The organism is Stutzerimonas stutzeri RCH2 (genome assembly GCF_000327065.1).
Taxonomy (GTDB): Bacteria; Pseudomonadota; Gammaproteobacteria; order Pseudomonadales; family Pseudomonadaceae; genus Stutzerimonas; species Stutzerimonas stutzeri_AE.
The window spans coordinates 189,815-207,348 of sequence record NC_019936.1 but is presented as its reverse complement, the minus strand read 5'-3'; the positions used below and the strand labels follow the sequence as shown (position 1 = coordinate 207,348).

The following is a 17,534-nucleotide window of genomic DNA, read 5'->3' as shown; positions in this document are numbered from 1 at the left end:
GCCGTACGACCCGCGGGCGCGGGCCGGTTCGCGTTACTTGACCAGACCGAACTCGCCGGCCAGTGCCTTGTAGTCCTGCACCTGCTTCTCGACGAAGGCTTTGAGCTCATCGCCGGTCATCGACAGCGGGAACAGGTCGCGCTGCTCGCGCAGCTTGGCGAAGTCCTCGTCACCGAGCAGCGTGTCGAACTGGGTCTTCCACCAGTTGAAATCCTCGTCGGAGACTTCCGGCCCCATGTAGAAGCCGCGAATCACCGGCCAGCTGATGTCGTAGCCCTGCTCCTTGGCGGTGGGGATGCCGTTCAGCTTGCCCGGCAGGCGCTCATCGGAGAGCACGGCGAGGATGCGGATCTTGCCGGCGTCGAGCTGCGGGGTGACTTCGCCGAGGCCACTGGAAGTGACCTGCACGTGGCCGCCGAGCATGGCGGTGAGCGTCTCGCCGCCGCCCTCGAAGGCGACGTAACGCAGCTTCTGCGGATCGACCCCGGCGGCGCGGGCGATCAGCGCGGTCTGCATCCAGTCCTGCCCACCGATGGTGGCGCCGGCACCGAACACCACGCTGCCCGGGTCCTTCTTCACCGCCGCGATCAGCTCGTCGAGGTTCTGGTAAGGCGCATCGGCACGCACCGAGATGGCGCCGTAGTCGGTACCGACCGCGGCCAGCCAGCGCACCGCGCTTTCGTCATAACGACCGAACTTGCCCTGCGCGAGGTTGAGCAGCGAACCGCTGGAAAAGGCGGTGATGGTCCCCGCCTCCGCCGCACGCTGGGCGACCACGGCGTTGTAGGCCACCGCGCCGACGCCGCCGGGCATGTAGGTGACGCGCATCGGCGCCTTGAGCAGGCCGGCGTCCTTCAGGCCGCTCTGGGCCAGCTTGCAGGTCAGGTCGAAACCGCCGCCGGGCTTGGCCGGGGCGATGCACTCGGGGCGCTTGGGTTCGGCCAGCAGCTGACTGGAGAGCAGCAGGCAGGACGACAGCAGGGCGATACGGCTGAGTCTGGTTTTCATCGGGTGTTCCTCGCGTTCTTGTTCTGTTTACCAGATCGGCAGGCTGTAGCTGACGATCAAACGGTTCTCGTCGGCGTCGCGGGCGAAGTCGGAGCGGAACATCGCATTGCGCATGCGTACCGCGACGTTCTTCAGCGGGCCGCTCTGCACCACGTACTTCAGCTCGATGTCGCGTTCCCACTCGCTGCCGTTGCTGCCGCCGTTGTATTCGGCGTTGTCGCCGGAAACGTAACGGGTCAGGAAGGTCAGGCCGGGGATGCCCATGGCGGCGAAGTTGTAGTCGTAACGGGCCTGCCAGGAGCGCTCGTCGGCATTGGCGAAGTCGTTGATCTGCACGAAGTTGACCAGGAAGGGATCGCTGCCATCGATGTAGGCATAGCCGGTGTCGCCGCGCATCTGCTGGTAGCCGAGGCTGACCTTGTGCCCGCCGAGGCTGTAACCAAGCATGCCGTTCCAGGCCTGGTTGTCGATCTTGCCGGCATTGGCCGCGCCGGTGTCGTCGCTGAACATCACACGCAGGTCGGCGCTCAGCGCGGAGTTGTCGGTCAGCGGCTTGACCGCCAGCAGGCCGAAGAAATGCTGGCGGTACACGTCATCCAGCTCGCCGTAGTAGTAGCGGCCGGTGAGGTTCTTGTTGAAGGCGTATTCGGCACCGGCAAAGGTCAGGTGATCGGCCTCGGCAGCGCCAGCGAAGCGGCTGTTCTTGTTGTTCAGCTGCAAGTCCTGGGAGTTGGTCGAGGCGCGGTCGATGACCTTGTCCAGGCGCCCGCCGATCAGCGTCAGGCCTTCGATGTCCTTGGAGGTGGCGGTGCCGCCTTCGAACACCTGCGGCAGCGTGCGGCTGTCGCTGGCCTTGACCACCGGCATCTCCGGAATGTGCGAGCCGTAGCGCAGTTCGGTTTCGGCGATCTTCGCCTTGGCGGTCAGGCCCAGGCGGCTGAATTCGTCCGGCGTGCTGCCGTCGTCGTGTACCGGCAAGAGGTCGGTGCCGGTGCGGCCGCCACCGGAATCCAGCTTGATGCCGAGCATGCCCAGGGCATCGAGGCCAACGCCGACCGTGCCTTCGGTAAAGCCGGACTGAACATCGAGGATGAAGCCCTGGGTCCACTCTTCACGCTTGGACTGGCCGCTGCCTTCGCGGAAGTCGCGGTTCAGGTAGATGTTCTGGGTCTGCAGGGTCGCACTGCTGTCTTCGATGAAGGCAGCCTGGGCGAGCGGCGCCAGCGAGGCGGCGGCAACGGCGAGAGCGAGACGTGCAGGAGCGGGTGAGCGTCTGACAGCAGTCAGCATCGGGGTATCTCCACTATTGTTTTTGTTGTGACGGCGACGTGCGCCGCGCGAGGTGGTTCGAGCCACCTGGGAGCGATCCTAGGCCGTCAAGCTTTCGCCAGCCTTTCAGCAGCGAAAGCCAGCAGCGGCGTGAAATTTCTGCCGCTACACTGGCGCACCGCCGCAATCGCAGAGGACAGGCAATGCGAATTCTTCTGGTCGAGGACCATCCCCAGCTGGCCGAAAGCGTGGCGCAGGCATTGCGCGCCGCCGGCTGGACCGTGGACCTGCTGCAGGACGGCATCGCCGCCGATCTGGCGCTGGCCAGCGAGGATTACGCGCTGGCGATCCTCGACGTCGGCCTGCCGCGGCTGGATGGCTTTCAGGTGCTGGCGCGCCTGCGCGAACGCGGCAAGACCCTGCCCGTGCTGATGCTGACCGCGCGCGGCGAGGTCAGCGACCGCGTGCATGGGCTCAATCTCGGTGCCGACGATTACCTGGCCAAGCCGTTCGAGCTGTCCGAGCTGGAGGCGCGGGTCAAGGCGCTGCTGCGGCGCAGCGTCGGCGGCGGCGAACGCCAGCAGCGCTGCGGTGCGCTGGTCTATGACCTGGATGCGCGGCGCTTCAGCCTGGCCGAGGAGCCGCTGACGCTGACCTCCCGCGAACAGGGCGTGCTCGAGGCGCTGATCGCCCGCCCCGGCCGGGTGATGAGCAAGGATCAGCTGGCCGCCCAGGTATTCGGCCTGGACGAGGACGCCAGCGCCGAGGCCATCGAGATCTACATTCATCGTCTGCGCAAGAAGCTCGAAGGCCAGCCGGTGCGCATCGTTACCTTCCGCGGTCTGGGCTACATGCTCGAGGCGCTCGATGGCTGAGCCGGAAGTCGCCGGCAGCCTGCGCGCCCGGCTGCTGCGCCGGCTGGCCGTCCTGCTCGCTTTGCTATTGCTTTTCAGTGGCTGGAGCGCCTACTGGAACGGCCGCGCTGCCGCCGACACCGCCTACGACCGCACGTTATTGGCCTCGGCCAGGGCGATTGCCGATGGCCTGGTGGCCAACGATGGCAAGCTGCGCGCGAACGTGCCCTACGTGGCGCTGGACACCTTTGCCTACGACAGTGCCGGGCGCATCTACTACCAGGTGCTGGATATCGAAGGGCGCCTGGTCAGCGGCTACGAGGACCTGCCGGCACCGCGTGCCGATACGCCGCGCACCGACGATTACCCGGCGCTGGCGCGCTTCTACGATGGCCAGTTCCAGGGCCAGGGCGTGCGTCTGGTGAGCCTGCTGCAACCGGTAAGCGAACCGGAGCTCAACGGCATCGCCGAGATCCGCGTGGCCGAGACCCTTGGCGCTCGCGAACGCATGGCGCGCAGCCTGCTCACCGATACCCTGTGGCGGGTCGGCTTGCTGGCGATTGCCGCGCTGGTGCTGGTGTGGCTGGCGGTTAGCGCCGCGCTGCGGCCGCTGGGCCGGCTCAGCGAGGCGGTGCAGGAGCGTGCGCCGGATGATCTCAGGCCGCTACCGCTGGTCAGCGTGCAGCGCGAACTGCGCCCGCTGGTGGTCGCGCTCAATGGCTTCACCGAACGCCTGCGCGGCCAGTTCGAACGCCAGGCACGCTTCATCGCCGATGCCTCCCACGAGCTGCGCACCCCGCTGGCGGCGCTGAAAGCGCGGATCGAGCTGGGCCTGCGCGAGGCGGATCCGCTTGCCTGGCGCAGCACTCTGGACGACGCCGGGCAGAGCACCGACAAGGTCATCCATCTGGCCAACCAGCTGCTCTCGCTGGCGCGCATCGAAAGCGGTGCGCAATCCATTGCCGAAGGCGGCGCGCAGCGCCTGGACCTGTCACAGCTGGCCCGTGAGCTGGGGCTGGCAATGGCGGCGCTGGCGCACAAGCGTGGCGTTGCGCTGGCCCTGGAAGCCGAGGCGCCGGTGTGGATCGACGGCGAGCCGACGCTGATCAGCGAGCTGCTGAGCAACCTGCTGGACAACGCGCTGGCGCATACCTTGAACGGCGGCAACGTGGTGCTGCGGGTGCTCGAGGGTGCCGTGCTGGAGGTGGAGGACGACGGCCCCGGCATTCCGGTCGCCGAGCATGACCGCGTCTTCGCGCGCTTCTACCGCCGCGATACCGGCGGCCATGGCGCCGGCCTGGGATTGGCCATCGTCGGCGAAATCGTTCGTGCGCACCGCGCCCAAATCAGCCTGGATCAGGGTGCGCTGGGCGGGCTGCTGGTGCGGGTGCGCTTCATACCGGCTGAGGGCTGACACCGGCGCCGGTTTCGCCGATCGCCGCCTCAGGCGCACAGACCACCTGGTTGCGACCGGCGTGCTTGGCGGCATACAGCGCCGCATCCGCAGTGGCCAGCAGCGCCTCTGCCGACGCGACGGTCGGCCCCAGCGTGGCGACGCCGAGGCTGATGGTCAGCGCCACCGCCTGGTCGCCGTAGCGCAGCTGCAGGCGCTCGATGTTCTGGCGGATCCGCTCGGCCAGCACAAACGCCTGGCGCTGGTCGGACGCCGGCAGCAACACGACGAACTCCTCACCCCCATAGCGCGCCGCGAGATCACCGGCACGCTGGCAATGCGCGGCGAGCACCGCCGCCACCTGCCGCAGGCACTCGTCGCCGAAAGGATGCCCATAGCCGTCGTTGACCCGCTTGAAGTGATCGATATCGGCCAGCAGTACCGACAGTGGGCTGCCGCTGCGTCTGGCGCGGCGTATCTCCTCGTCGAGCAAACGATCGAAACGTCGGCGGTTGGCCAGCTGCGTCAGCGCGTCGGTAGTGCTCAGACGCGTCAGTTCGGCATTGGCGGCCTCCAGCCCCTGCCTCACCTCCTCCAGCGCGCGGGTACGCTCATAGACCCGCGCCTCGAGCACCTCATTGGTGTGCAGCTGCAGGTCCAGCGCCTCCTGCTTGGCCTGCAGGTGCAGGGCACGTTCCTCGGCAAGCGTTTCCGAGGCCTGCAGTGCCAGCTGCTGCGCGGCGATACGCCGATTGCGTTCGACATTGATGCGTTCGGCCAGCGCCATGGAGAGCAGGACGAATTCGGTGAACATGCCGATCAGCTGGCCATTCAGCGTCCAGGCATTGAGCGGCAGGGTGCCGTTGAGTGCCAAGAGGTTGATCACCGTGAATCCCAGCAAGGTGCTCCAGGCGATGCTGAACAGCCGCGCCGACTGGTTGCCGCGCGCCCACAGATTGAGCGTCACCGCCATGGTCAGCACGCAGTGCAGCAGCGCGACGCTTTCCATGAACAGGTAACGCGCCAGCGTCGGCGCCAGCAGGATCGTCAGGGCGACCAGCCCCCAGTAGCAGGTCAGCGTGATGGACACTGCCCAGACCCAGCCGCCGTAGCGGCGGATGCCGAGAAAGCGCAGCGCGAAGAGCATCGGCGTGAAGAAGCACAGCGCCGCGGAAAGCCCATAGAAACGCGCCGACAGCTCGGGGATCTCCGGCCACAGGTAGAGCTGACCGAAACCGGTGATGGTCAGCACGTAGAACACGGCGCTCAGCAGATAGAGCACGTAGAGAAAATAGCTGCGGTCGCGGGTGAAGATCAGCAGGCTGCAGTTGTACAGCACGATCACCAGGATGCCGCCGAAGAACAGACTGACCAGGGTGACATCGCGCAGCTTGCCTTCGATCAGCTGCTTATCGTCGATCAGCTCCAGCGGCAAGGCGAGGATTTCTCTGGCCTGCAGCTGCATATAGACCACCACCGGCTCACCCGCAGGCAGCTCGAGCGGATAGACGAAATGGTGATCGGCCAGCGGACGAACGCTCAATGCCAGGGCATCGCCGGCCAGCATGGGCTGGCCCCAGCGGTCGCTGTCCGGGTAGTGCAGGCGTACCGCAACGCGGTCGAGCACCGGCCACTTCAGCAACAGATACCAGCGCTTAGCCTCGGCGCCCTCGTTGTACAGGGTGAAGCGCAGCCAGGCACCGTCGCGCTGCTTGCCGAGATTGGGCTTGGTCAACGCCTGCCACTGCAGATCGGCCGCCGCGATGTCGACGAAATCCGCTGCTGGCTCGCCAAGCAGATACTCCACCACGCCGACCTGCAGCGCCGCTTCGGTACGAGTCTGCAGCACGGACGTCTGCGGGGCCGCCGACACGCTGGCGATCCACGGCAAGGTGGTCAGGCAGGCTAGCAACAGCAAGAAGGTGCGAATCATGCGAGAGAGCCTCGTGGCGCTTGCACTGCCGGCAAAGTGCCAGCCAACCGGCGCCATTAATTAAGCACCGATGCGTGCATGATGCCACCTAGCCATCACGCTGTCCTGTCCCGAGCGACAGACTGCTTCCTTCAGCCCCGTCGGCGAGTCCAGAACTGCTGAACCAGCTCAAGCATTCCATCGGCCAGCAGGGCAACACCGGTTGCGTTGCGCTGGCTATGCAGCCCACTGGCGACATGCTCGTCGGAGCTACCGCGAATGCTGACGATGCTCTGACTGATCTCCTCACCGACCGAGCTCTGCTGGTCGACGGCCGCGGCGATCTGGCTGCTCATCGCACTGATTTCGTTGACCCGGCTGTTGATCCCACTGAGCGAATGCTCGGCCTGATCAGCATGGCTGACACTGTGCTCCGCCTGCTCGCGGCTGCGCTGCATCACGTCCACGGCTTCGCGGGCGCCAGTCTGCAACGAGCCGATCATCCGCTGGATATCAGTAGTCGCCAGGGATGTGCGTGAGGCCAGCTGGCGCACCTCGTCGGCGACAACGGCAAAGCCACGGCCCTGTTCGCCAGCGCGCGCCGCTTCGATCGCTGCGTTGAGCGCCAGCAGATTGGTTTGCTCGGCGATGCCGTGGATCACGTCGAGTACCCGGCTGATTTCCTGACTGTGGTTTTCCAGCTGGTGAATGACCTCAGCGGCCTGCTGAATATCAGCGGCCAGCCGGGTGATGCTGCTGCCGGTGCGGCCGACGACCTCACGTCCCTTGGCCGCTTCGCTGTCGGCACGCGCAGCCACCTCGGCGGTGCGCTGCGCATTCAGCGCAACCTCCTGCACGCTGGCGCTCATCTGCTGGATGGCAGTGGCGATCAAATCAGTCTCCTGCTGCTGGCGCGCGGCGCTCTGGGTGCTGCCATGCATGGCACCGAGCAGGTCGCGGGCGTGGTCGCTGAGCTGCCGGCTACTGTCGGCGATGCGACCGACCATGGCACCGGCCTCGGTTTCCAGCATTTTCATGGCAAATTCGATCTGGCCGATTTCGTCCCTGCGTCCGGTATAGATCAGTTGGCTGACCGGGTTGTCGCCGACTTGTCGGGCCTGCCGTGCCAGGCGCGACAACGGTAGCAGCGCCGTAGCCGCCGCCACGGCGGCAGCACCGCCAAGCGCAAGACCTGCCAGCGTTGCAGCGATTGGCGACGCAGCCAGCACGGTGCCCACGACCACTCCACCGGCCGCGCCAGCGGCGGCGAGCAGCGCCAGCCGTTCGCGCAGACCAACGCTGCTGCGTAGCGTCGGTGCGCCGCGGCCGTCACGCAGCTGCGCGTAAAGCGCCTCGGCCGCGCGAATCTGCTCGGGCTGCGGGCGGGTGCGTACCGACTGATATTCCTTCACCTTGCCGTTACGGCTGACCGGCGTGGCAAAGGCACTCACCCAATAGTGATCACCGTTCTTGCAGCGGTTCTTCACCATGCCCATCCACGAGCGGTTGGCCTGCAGCGTTTGCCAGAGATCGGCGAAGGCCGCTTCGGGCATGTCCGGATGACGCACGATGTTGTGCGGTTGGCCAAGCAACTCATCTTCGCTGAATCCGGATATCGCGACGAAATCGGGGTTGGCGTAGGTGATCGTGCCCTTCAGGTCGGTGGTGGAGAGAATATTCGCGGTGTCACCAACGACGACTTCGCGGCCGCTGACGGGTAGGTTGAGACGCATAGACAGATCTTCCTTGGAAATGGGTCTGAATACGCAAGGCTGGGTTGGCGCCGCTTCTAGTGGCGGCGCTCTCGATGGATGCGGTCAGCATCCTGTAGCAGCGGTGTGACGAATCGGCGTTCAGTCCTCCTCCTTTTCCCCCGCATCGGTTTCCAGCTGTTCAAGGAGATCGATCAGGCGTCGGCGCAATTGCCCAAGCTCCCGCGACTTGAACGAACGGCGGGTACGCTCCAGTACCTGGATGGTTTCTTCCAGGGCATCGCGCAAGGTTTGTTCGCTCAGCATTGGTTCTTCGTGCACTCATATGCAGGTTGGGTGCCGGTTCCGTCTGTGTGAACCGGCTGATTTCAAGCCAAAAAAAAAGACGCCCGGCGTGGTACATCCCTTGCGGGTGTCACGGCGGGCGCCTTAGCTATCAGGTCCGGTTGTCCTGAGCGGTAAAGCAACTTTCGCAAAATGCGAAACTGATGGCATTTTGCCTACGCCTGATCGCCGTAACAAGCCTGTCGATTCAGGCGTACACGCTAGCTCCGCCAATGCACCGTTGCGGTGCATCGCGGCGTGCATCAGCTGCGTCGGCGCGTCCAGAACTGCTGCACCAGTACCTCCATGCTGTTGGCCAGTTCGGCGACACCCGATGCGCTCTGCCGACTGCGCAAGCCGTTGGCGACGTGATGATCGGAACCGCCGCGGATGCTCACGATGTTCTGATTGATGTTCTCGCTGACCGCACTCTGCTGCTCGACCGCCGCGGCGATCTGCTGGCTCATTTCACTGATCTCAGTGACCCGGCTGTTGATGCCGTGCAGAGAGCGCGCCGCCTGAGCGGCGTGTTCGACGCTCTGCATAGCCTGCTCACGGCTGCGCTGCATCACTTCTACTGCTTGGCGCGCCCCGCCCTGCAGCGCGCCGATCATGCCGTTGATTTCCTGGGTCGACTGCTGGGTACGCGAGGCCAGATTGCGTACCTCATCGGCCACCACGGCGAACCCCCTGCCTTGCTCGCCGGCACGCGCCGCTTCGATCGCCGCGTTCAGCGCCAACAGGTTGGTCTGCTCGGCAATGCCACGGATCACGTCCAACACCTTGGTGATGTCGTTGCTGTGCGCTTCAAGCTCGTGGATCACATCGCCGGCCTGCTGGATATCCTGGGCCAGCTGGCCGATGGCGGCCCCCGTACGATTGACCACCTCAGTGCCGGTTGCGGTTTCACTATCGGCACGGCTGGCAGCTTCGGCGGTGCGCTGGGCGTTGTTCGCCACTTCCTGCACGCTGGCGGCCATCTGGTTGATCGCCGTAGCCACCTGATCGGTTTCGCTCTGCTGACGGGACGCGCTTTGCGTGCTGCTGTCCATTGCGCCTAGCAGCTCATGGGCATGCTGGCTGAGCTGGCGCGAGGCGTCGCCGATCCGGCCGACCATGGCGCCGGCCTCGGTTTCCAGCATTTTCATGGCAAAGGCGATCTGCCCGTACTCGTCACGGCGACCGGCGTAGATCAACTGACCCACCGGGTTGTCACCAACCTGGCGCGCCTGTTCGGCGAGCTGCTGCAAGGGCGCCAGCGCCAGATACGCCAAGCCACCGGCGCCCAAGGCGGCGGCCGCTGCGGTAGCCAGGGCGATGGCGACGCCAGCGCCGCCCAGCAGGCCGCCCGCAACGACGCATGGCGCTGCGCCCAACGCGGCGAACAATGCGACCCGACTGCGGGCACTCAGCGGCTTGCGGCGCAATGCGACCGGTGTGCGCTTGTCGCGCAACTGCGCATACAACCGTTCGGCGGCGGCAATCTGGGCCGGCTGCGGCTTGGTCCGTACCGACTGGTATTCCATGACCCGGCCATTGCGGCTGATCGGCGTGACGAACGCGCTGACCCAGTAGTGATCACCGTTCTTGCAGCGGTTCTTCACCATGCCCATCCAGGACCTGCCACCACGGACGCTGCCCCACAGATCGGCGAAGGCTTCGGTGGGCATGTCCGGATGCCGGACGATGTTGTGGTGCTGACCGATCAGCTCGCTTTCTTCGAAGCCACTGATCTTGATGAAATCCGGATTCACATAGGTGATGTCACCGTTGAGATCCGTGGTGGAGAGGATATTGGCGGTCTCGCTGAAGGAAACGTCGCGGCCGGTGACCGGAAGATTCATGCGCATGGCGGGTCTCGTGAGCAAGGCGAACGGTTGTTCTGTTCCGCCGAGGACGTCTCGATCGATGCACCACAGTGCTTCGTGCGTTCCTTGCCTTGCTCGCCTTGCGACGATGTCCCTGCTCTAGACGGCCAAGCGGGTCTCTGTATCGTTTTTGTTGTTATGCGACGGGGCACAAAAAAGCGCCAGCAACGACTCACCTCCTGCGGTGATCCCTGTTGGCGCTTCGTTCGTCAGGCCCCTGGCCCTGTCCGAGCAGCATGCCTTCATGCCTGAAGACTGGTGCCATAATGCTATCAGGCAGGACGACCCACAATGCGACTGAAGTCCTAGGCCTTTGGTCGGTTTTTCTGGCCATTGAGGGGCACGGATCCTGTACAACCGAATCATCATGCACAATTTCTGAACAATAAAATCCGGGACTGCTGCACGCAACCACTGTCAACCGAACCGGTCCTAGCAATGGGCGCGGAACTAACGGATCGGATAGACGGGTCCGTAAGCTTCGGGCTGTTCCCGAGCCGGGCGCCTGCTAGACTCAAGTTCCGCGCAGACTCACAAGGGATGCCCGGGAATCCGAAAACAACCAAAAAGGAGTGCATCCATGAAAGGCAAATCCTTGGCATGGATCTTTACCGCTGCTCTGGCGGGAACCGGCCTGAGCGGAGTGGTACAGGCGCAAGAGAAGTTCGTCACCATCGGCACTGGCGGCCAGACCGGCGTTTATTACGTTGCCGGGCAATCGATCTGCCGCTTCGTCAACCGCAATGCGGAAAACATCAAGTGCAACGCCCCGGCCAGCGGCGGCGGCGTAGCCAACGTCAACGGCCTGCGCAGTGGCGAATTCAACTTCGGCATCATGCAGTCCGACCACCAGTACAAGGCAATGGAAGGCGTCGCCCCCTTCGAGAAAGAAGGGAAAATGGACGACATCCGTGCAGTCTTCTCCCTGCAGAGCGAGGTTTTCACCGTACTCGCCCGCCGCAGCGCCAACATCAAGGGCCTCGACGACCTCAAGGGCAAGCGCGTCAACATCGGCAACCCCGGTTCCGGCCAGCGCGACACCCTCGAAGAGATCATGAAGGTCAAAGGCTGGGACCAGTCGGTGTTCTCCCTGGCCGCCGAGCTGAAGCCGGCCGAACAGGCCAGCGCGCTGGGCGACAACAACATCGATGCCATGACCTACTTCGTCGGCCACCCCAATGGCGCGATCCAGGAAGCGACCACCACCACCGATGCGGTGCTGGTGCCGATTACCGGTCCTGAGATCGACAAGCTGCTGGAAGAGAAGAGCTACTACACCAAGGCCGAGATCCCGGGCGGCCTGTACAAGGGCAACGACCAGGCGACCCAGTCCATCGGTGGCAAGGCCGTGCTGTCCACCACTTCCAAGGTCGATGCCGAAGTGGTCTACCAGCTGGTCAAGTCGGTGTTCGAGAACATCGAGCGCTTCCAGCGCCTGCATCCGGCATTCAAGGATCTGAAGCCGGAAGAGATGATCGAAGTCGGCCTGAGCGCGCCTCTGCATGAAGGCGCGGAGCGTTACTACAAGGAACGCGGCTGGTTGTAAGGCTCGCCAGGGCTGCCTCGCTGAGGCGGCCCTGATCGCTGCGATGCCACGCTGAGAACCCGTGCGCCGGTTGGCCACGGGTTTTCGCGGTTCCGTTACCTGAAAAAACAGGCCTCATTTCATGCAAGACAAACAACTGTCCACCGAGGAACTGATCGCCCAGGATGTCGGCGCGCGCTCACCTGCGGGGCCGATGGCCGCAGTCATCGCCGGGCTTGCGTTGCTCTGGTCGCTGTTCCAATTGTGGATCGCCTCGCCACTGCCGTTCGTCCTAGGCTTCGGCGTGCTCAACGACACCGAAACCCGCTCGATTCACTTGGCGTTCGCCCTGTTGCTGGCCTTTCTCGCCTACCCCGCATTCAAACGTTCGCCGCGTGATCGCGTACCGCTGGTCGACATCGCCCTTGGCCTGGTCGCCGCAGCCAGTGCGGCCTACCTGTTCATCGCCTATTCGCAGCTGGCGCAGCGCCCCGGCAACCTGACCACCATGGATCTGGTGACCGCCTGCATCGGTATTCCCCTGCTGCTGGAAGCCACGCGCCGTGCGCTCGGCCCACCCTTGGCGATCATCGCCCTGGTATTTCTCGTCTATAGCGTCGCCGGCCCGTGGATGCCTGGCCTGCTGGCCCATCGCGGCGTCAGCTTCACCGCCCTGGCCAACCACCAGTGGATCACCACCGAAGGCGTCTTCGGCATCGCGCTGGGCGTGTCCACCAGCTTCGTCTTTCTCTTCGTGCTGTTCGGCGCCCTGCTCGAACGCGCCGGAGCCGGGCATTACTTCATCCAGCTGGCTTTCAGCATGCTCGGACATTTCCGTGGCGGTCCGGCCAAGGCCGCCGTGGTGGCCTCCGGCATGACCGGCCTGATCTCCGGTTCGTCGATCGCCAACGTGGTGACCACCGGTACCTTCACCATCCCGATGATGAAGCGCACCGGCTTCTCGGCAGAAAAGGCCGGCGCAGTGGAAGTGGCCTCCTCGGTCAACGGCCAGATCATGCCGCCGGTGATGGGTGCCGCGGCGTTCCTGATGGTCGAGTACGTTGGCATTCCCTATGTGGAAGTGATCAAGCATGCCTTCCTGCCGGCACTGATCTCCTACATCGCGCTGATCTACATCGTCCATCTGGAGTCGATGAAACTCGGCTTGCAGGCCCTACCGCGAGCCAACGTCGCCAAACCCTGGATGCAGCGTCTGATCGGCTTCGTCTTCGGCGCCGCGTTGATTTCCGGCTTGTCCCTGGGCGTCTATTACGGCCTCGGCTGGCTCAAGCCGCTGCTCGGCGACTCGGCGCTGTGGGTAATCGGCGCGCTGCTGGCAGTGGTCTATCTCGGCCTGCTGAAGATCGCCGCGAGCAACCCGCCGCTGCCTCATGAAGACCCGAACATGCCGCTGGAAAAGCTGCCGGAAACCCGTCCGGTACTGCTCTCCGGCCTGCATTTTCTGCTGCCGGTGGTGGTGCTGGTCTGGTGCCTGATGATCGAGCGTCTGTCGCCCGGCCTCTCGGCCTTCTGGGGCTCGGTGATGCTGGTGATCATCCTGCTGACCCAGCGCCCGCTGCTGTCGTGGATGCGCCATGACCGCAGCCACCCGGACGGCACCTTCATGGACGGCGTGATCGACCTGCGCGAAGGCCTGATCGCCGGCGCACGCAACATGATCGGCATCGGTATCGCCACCGCAGCGGCCGGCATCATCGTCGGTGCCGTGTCGCAGACCGGCGTCGGCCTGGTCCTCGCCGATCTGGTCGAACTGCTGTCGATGGGCAACCTGCTGCTGATGCTGCTGCTCACCGCGTTCCTCAGCCTGATCCTCGGCATGGGCCTGCCAACCACCGCCAACTACATCGTGGTGTCCAGCCTGCTGGCGCCGGTGATCGTGGCGCTGGGGCAGCAGAACGGCCTGATCGTGCCGCTGATTGCGGTGCATCTGTTCGTCTTCTATTTCGGCATCATGGCTGACGTGACACCACCAGTGGGCCTGGCCTCGTTCGCAGCGGCGGCTGTGTCCAAGGGCGACCCGATCCGAACCGGGGTGACGGCTTTCTACTACAGCCTGCGCACCGCGGCGCTGCCGTTCCTGTTCATCTTCAACACCGACCTGCTGCTGATCGGCGTGGACTTCTGGCACGGCGTGCTGATCTTCATCGTGGCGACCATCGCCATGCTGGTGTTCGCCGCTGGCACCCAAGGCTACTTCCTGGTGCGCAGCCGCTGGTACGAAAGCGTGCTGCTGTTGCTGGTCGCCTTCACGTTGTTCCGCCCGGGATTCTGGATGGACATGATCCACGACCCTTACCAGGAGATTCCGCCGGCGCAGCTGGTCGAGGCCCTGGGCAACGTCGACGAGGACAGTCAGCTGCGCCTGCGCGTGCTGGGCGAAGACGCCGTGGGTGACCCGCGCGAATTCGTCCTGTTGCTGGCGATCCCGGACGGCGCCTCGGGCGAGGAGAAGCTGGAGAAGATCGGCCTGCTGACTTACGAAGAGGACGGCAAACTGCTGGTCGACAGCGTCACCTTCGGCAGCCCGGCGGCCGAGGCCGGTCTGGAGTTCGATCAGCAGATCCTCTCGGTGCGCGCACCGACCGATCGCTGGCCGAAGGAGCTCATGTGGGCACCGGGCTTCCTGCTGTTCGCGCTGATCGTCTGGATGCAGCGGCGTCGCAGGCAACGCTGATCCCGTCGGCGCCAGGCACCTGAAAACCCCGGCCATGCACAAGCGTGGCCGGGGTTTTTCTTTGTCCGGAAAATGCTATCGCTGACTAGCGCCGCCGCGCGCTGGACGGCGCAGTCCTGGCGTCCGGTCGCTTAGCCGAAGAACCAGTAGCACACGCTGATCGCCGCGATGATCCCGGCCAGATCCGCCACCAGCGCGCAACCCACCGCATGACGCGCCCGCTGGATGCCCACCGCACCGAAATACACCGCCAGCACATAGAAGGTGGTTTCGGTACTGCCCTGTACCGTCGCGGCCACCAGCGCCGGGAAGCTATCCACACCCTGGCTTTGCATCGTTTCGATCAGCATCGCCCGTGCCGCACTGCCCGAGAACGGCTTGACCAGCGCCGTGGGCAAGGCATCGACGAAGCGCGTATCCCAACCCAGCGCCTCGACCAGCCAACGGATGCCTTCAAGACCAAGATCCAACGCGCCGGATGCCCGCAGCGCGCCGATGGCGCAGAGCATGGCAATCAGATAGGGCAAAAGACTTTTGGCGACGTCGAAGCCCTCCTTCGCCCCCTCGACGAACGCCTCGTATACCTGCACCTTGCGCAGCGCGCCGACGACCAGGAAGGCGATGATCAGGCCGAACAGGGTCAGGTTGCCGAGCAACGACGACAGCGAGGCCAGGGCGGTCGCCGACAGCCCGGCGAGCAGCGCCATGAAGCCACCGAGCAGCAACGCGCCAGGGATGAAGTAGGCCAGCACCACCGGGTCCCACAATCGCAACCGCTGCATCAGCGCAACGGCCAGCAGGCCCGCCAGCGATGAGGCACTGGTGGCCAGCAGAATCGGCAGAAACACCAGGGTCGGATCGTCCGCGCCCTGCTGCACGCGATACATGAAGATCGATACGGGCAACAGGGTCAACGAGGAGGTATTGAGCACCAGAAACAGGATCTGCGCATTGCTGGCCACGCTTGGCAGTGGGTTGAGTTCCTGCAATGCGCGCATCGCCTTGAGACCAATCGGCGTGGCGGCATTGTCCAGCCCCAGGCCGTTGGCAGCGAAATTGAGTGTGATCAGTCCCAGCGCCGGATGGCCTGCGGGCACTTCAGGCATCAGACGACGGAACAATGGCCCGAGCAGGCGCGCCAGCAGCTCGATCAGCCCGGCCTTTTCGGCGATACGCAGAAAGCCCAGCCACAGGGTCAACGTGCCGAACAGCACGATCATCACTTCCACGGCCAGTTTCGCCATGGCGAACAGGCTTTCTACCAATGCCGCAAACACAGCAGGATCGCCACCGATCAGCCAGCGCCCCAGGGCGGCAACCGCGGCAACCAGAAAAAAGCCCAGCCAGAGGCCGTTGAGCATGTCGTTCTCCCGTCAAAGCTGGACGCGATGATAGCGGTGCCAGACGGCAGGGGTCACCCGCAGAACGGGTAGCAATCGCAGAAGGGAGTTGGAGGTGTGACGATAGGAATGCGTCGAGGTTATTGCTGCACGCCAGGGGTGAAACCACCCCTGGCCGCAGCCACACAGAACCCGGTCCGATGAAGGGGGTACTCCCTGTACCCCTAGGTCACTCCGCAAGCAGAACAACCCGACCCCCTGGTTCCCCCCGCTGAGGGGTGAGCGCGCAAAGCCTCACGCTCTGCGCCGCTCTGGATCATCTTCGATTGCCGAACATGACCCGGCGAATATGGCTTCCTATGCCGTTGCCTCTCCAGAATGCAGCCGCCCTTGCGGGCGGCCATCGATGCATCAAACGCGCGGTCCGCGACCGCGGCCGAAGATCAGCGATGCCACGAACAGCACCAGGAAGACTACGAACAGGATCTTGGCGATACCCGTTGCGGTGCCTGCGATACCACCGAAGCCCAGTACCGCAGCGATGATGGCGATGATCAGGAATGTAATAGCCCAACTCAGCATGGTGTGACTCCTCTTGGTTCAGGAACGGTTCTCAGCGGATCAGATCAGCCCGATCAGCATCGATTTCTTTACGCATCCCTGCTGGCTCGCTTGCACGTCCCCTTCGTTGCTCAAAACACCCAGCGCTGCTCGGCAGGCGCCTGGCGATAGTCGATGGTTTGCGGCTGTTGGCCGGTCCGCGTGAGCTCAATAGGTTGAGCGTCATACATGCCGATTCGTTCCGCAGAATTCTGTTGCGCCTGGCTGAGCGGTTGTGACATTGGGCGCTCGGCCCCCATGATCAGCATGACTACCGCAGCCGAGAGGAAACCCTTGCTGGCTAATGAAAAGCGGCCTTGGCGATTCATCCTCAACTCCTTCTAAGCGTGGCGACATTGTTTCGTTGCTAGGGTTATTGCAGGGGCCGTGCCAAGCCGAACGGCGCTATAAAATTCTTATAAATCAATTACTTAAGTATTTAACAAGCGCCGCCCGCAACTCAATTTGCATGAGAGCCCCCAGCGGCCCGGGCGTTTTGCACGACCATTAATGGCGAGCGTCCTTCAACTGGCGCATCCGCTCATGGCACGCTCGCAACTTGGGCAGCTCGATGGCCAGCAAGGCGCGGACATCCGGCTCGGCAGCGCCAATGGCGTCCTCGAAGGCGCGCAGGATGTGCGCTTCGGTCTGCTCCAACTGGTCGACGTAGGCGGTATCGTGATCGCCGATGCGCGAGCGCGCGTCGGCGTAGAGTTCGCGCATGCGGCCGGTCAAGGTTCCACCTTGCGACGGCTGCTCGTGATGAGCAGCGACTTTCACGCTCAGCGCCTGGATGATCTGTGTCTTGGCCTGGGCCAGGTCACGAAACAGGTGCTGCAGCTGCACGTCCTTTGCTTCCTCGGCGGCGTGCTGGTAGAAACGCTGCCCGTCGCGGGTCAGTTCGATGAGCTCGTTAAGCTGATTCATGGACTGGTTCATGGGACCTCCTGCTTGAATTTGCGGCTGCGCCTGCGGCCCAAGGCGGGAAACGACGCGCTTTTCCTAGGGTCGCAAGGCCCATGCCAGCGGGGCCT

14 protein-coding genes are annotated in these 17,534 nt (G+C 64.2%); 4 read left to right on the top strand and 10 right to left on the bottom strand.

Annotated features, from left to right (window positions below; genetic code table 11):
* Positions 1 to 33 precede the first annotated feature (33 nt).
* Both PSEST_RS01015 and PSEST_RS01010 read right to left on the bottom strand, forming a co-directional pair.
* A complete protein-coding gene (locus PSEST_RS01015) occupies positions 34 to 1,008 on the bottom strand; it encodes a tripartite tricarboxylate transporter substrate binding protein (RefSeq protein WP_015275219.1) in 975 nt (324 codons plus the stop codon).
* Positions 1,009 to 1,035: 27 nt separating this feature from the next.
* The gene (locus PSEST_RS01010) at positions 1,036 to 2,298 is read right to left on the bottom strand and encodes an OprD family porin (protein ID WP_015275218.1); all 1,263 of its coding nucleotides are present in this window, start codon (positions 2,296 to 2,298) and stop codon (positions 1,036 to 1,038) included.
* Between the two features lie 182 nt (positions 2,299 to 2,480).
* Between PSEST_RS01010 and PSEST_RS01005 the strand changes: the two genes are divergently transcribed.
* Positions 2,481 to 3,152 (top strand): response regulator, encoded by a 672-nt coding sequence (locus tag PSEST_RS01005; RefSeq protein WP_015275217.1) that lies wholly within the window; start codon positions 2,481 to 2,483, stop codon positions 3,150 to 3,152.
* The gene (locus PSEST_RS01000; RefSeq protein ID WP_015275216.1) at positions 3,145 to 4,545 is read left to right on the top strand and encodes a sensor histidine kinase; all 1,401 of its coding nucleotides are present in this window, start codon (positions 3,145 to 3,147) and stop codon (positions 4,543 to 4,545) included. Before PSEST_RS01005 ends, PSEST_RS01000 begins: the two co-directional genes overlap by 8 nt.
* On the opposite strand, the gene PSEST_RS00995 is transcribed toward PSEST_RS01000, so the two are convergent.
* The 4 genes from PSEST_RS00995 to PSEST_RS00985 form a co-directional block, all read right to left on the bottom strand.
* Complete coding sequence (locus PSEST_RS00995; RefSeq protein ID WP_015275215.1) at positions 4,526 to 6,457, bottom strand: sensor domain-containing diguanylate cyclase; 1,932 nt, start codon at positions 6,455 to 6,457, stop codon at positions 4,526 to 4,528. The genes PSEST_RS01000 and PSEST_RS00995 overlap by 20 nt on opposite strands.
* 131 nt (positions 6,458 to 6,588) lie before the next feature.
* Entirely contained in the window at positions 6,589 to 8,169 is a 1,581-nt protein-coding gene (locus PSEST_RS00990; RefSeq protein ID WP_015275214.1) for a PAS domain-containing methyl-accepting chemotaxis protein, read from the bottom strand.
* A gap of 120 nt (positions 8,170 to 8,289) precedes the next feature.
* Complete coding sequence (locus PSEST_RS22240) at positions 8,290 to 8,454, bottom strand: hypothetical protein (RefSeq protein WP_015275213.1); 165 nt, start codon at positions 8,452 to 8,454, stop codon at positions 8,290 to 8,292.
* Positions 8,455 to 8,735: 281 nt separating this feature from the next.
* Positions 8,736 to 10,322 carry a PAS domain-containing methyl-accepting chemotaxis protein gene (locus PSEST_RS00985; protein ID WP_015275212.1) on the bottom strand — a complete coding sequence of 529 codons (1,587 nt, stop codon included), beginning with the start codon at positions 10,320 to 10,322 and terminating at the stop codon, positions 8,736 to 8,738.
* A 598-nt stretch (positions 10,323 to 10,920) separates the two neighbouring features.
* Between PSEST_RS00985 and PSEST_RS00980 the strand changes: the two genes are divergently transcribed.
* Positions 10,921 to 11,886: a TAXI family TRAP transporter solute-binding subunit gene (locus PSEST_RS00980; protein WP_015275211.1), complete on the top strand. Its 966-nt coding sequence runs from the start codon at positions 10,921 to 10,923 to the stop codon at positions 11,884 to 11,886.
* 121 nt (positions 11,887 to 12,007) lie between these two features.
* Positions 12,008 to 14,560: a TRAP transporter permease gene (locus tag PSEST_RS00975; RefSeq protein ID WP_015275210.1), complete on the top strand. Its 2,553-nt coding sequence runs from the start codon at positions 12,008 to 12,010 to the stop codon at positions 14,558 to 14,560.
* Positions 14,561 to 14,691: 131 nt separating this feature from the next.
* Here PSEST_RS00975 and PSEST_RS00970 read toward each other — a convergent pair whose 3' ends face one another.
* From PSEST_RS00970 to PSEST_RS00955, 4 genes are all read right to left on the bottom strand, one after another.
* Positions 14,692 to 15,921, bottom strand: a complete 1,230-nt coding sequence (locus PSEST_RS00970; protein WP_015275209.1) for a nucleoside recognition domain-containing protein — start codon at positions 15,919 to 15,921, stop codon at positions 14,692 to 14,694.
* A 390-nt stretch (positions 15,922 to 16,311) separates the two neighbouring features.
* The gene (locus PSEST_RS21590; RefSeq protein ID WP_003282841.1) at positions 16,312 to 16,482 is read right to left on the bottom strand and encodes a DUF1328 domain-containing protein; all 171 of its coding nucleotides are present in this window, start codon (positions 16,480 to 16,482) and stop codon (positions 16,312 to 16,314) included.
* Between the two features lie 110 nt (positions 16,483 to 16,592).
* Entirely contained in the window at positions 16,593 to 16,829 is a 237-nt protein-coding gene (locus PSEST_RS00960; RefSeq protein WP_015275208.1) for a hypothetical protein, read from the bottom strand.
* A 178-nt stretch (positions 16,830 to 17,007) separates the two neighbouring features.
* Positions 17,008 to 17,439, bottom strand: a complete 432-nt coding sequence (locus tag PSEST_RS00955; RefSeq protein WP_015275207.1) for a ferritin-like domain-containing protein — start codon at positions 17,437 to 17,439, stop codon at positions 17,008 to 17,010.
* Positions 17,440 to 17,534 lie beyond the last annotated feature (95 nt).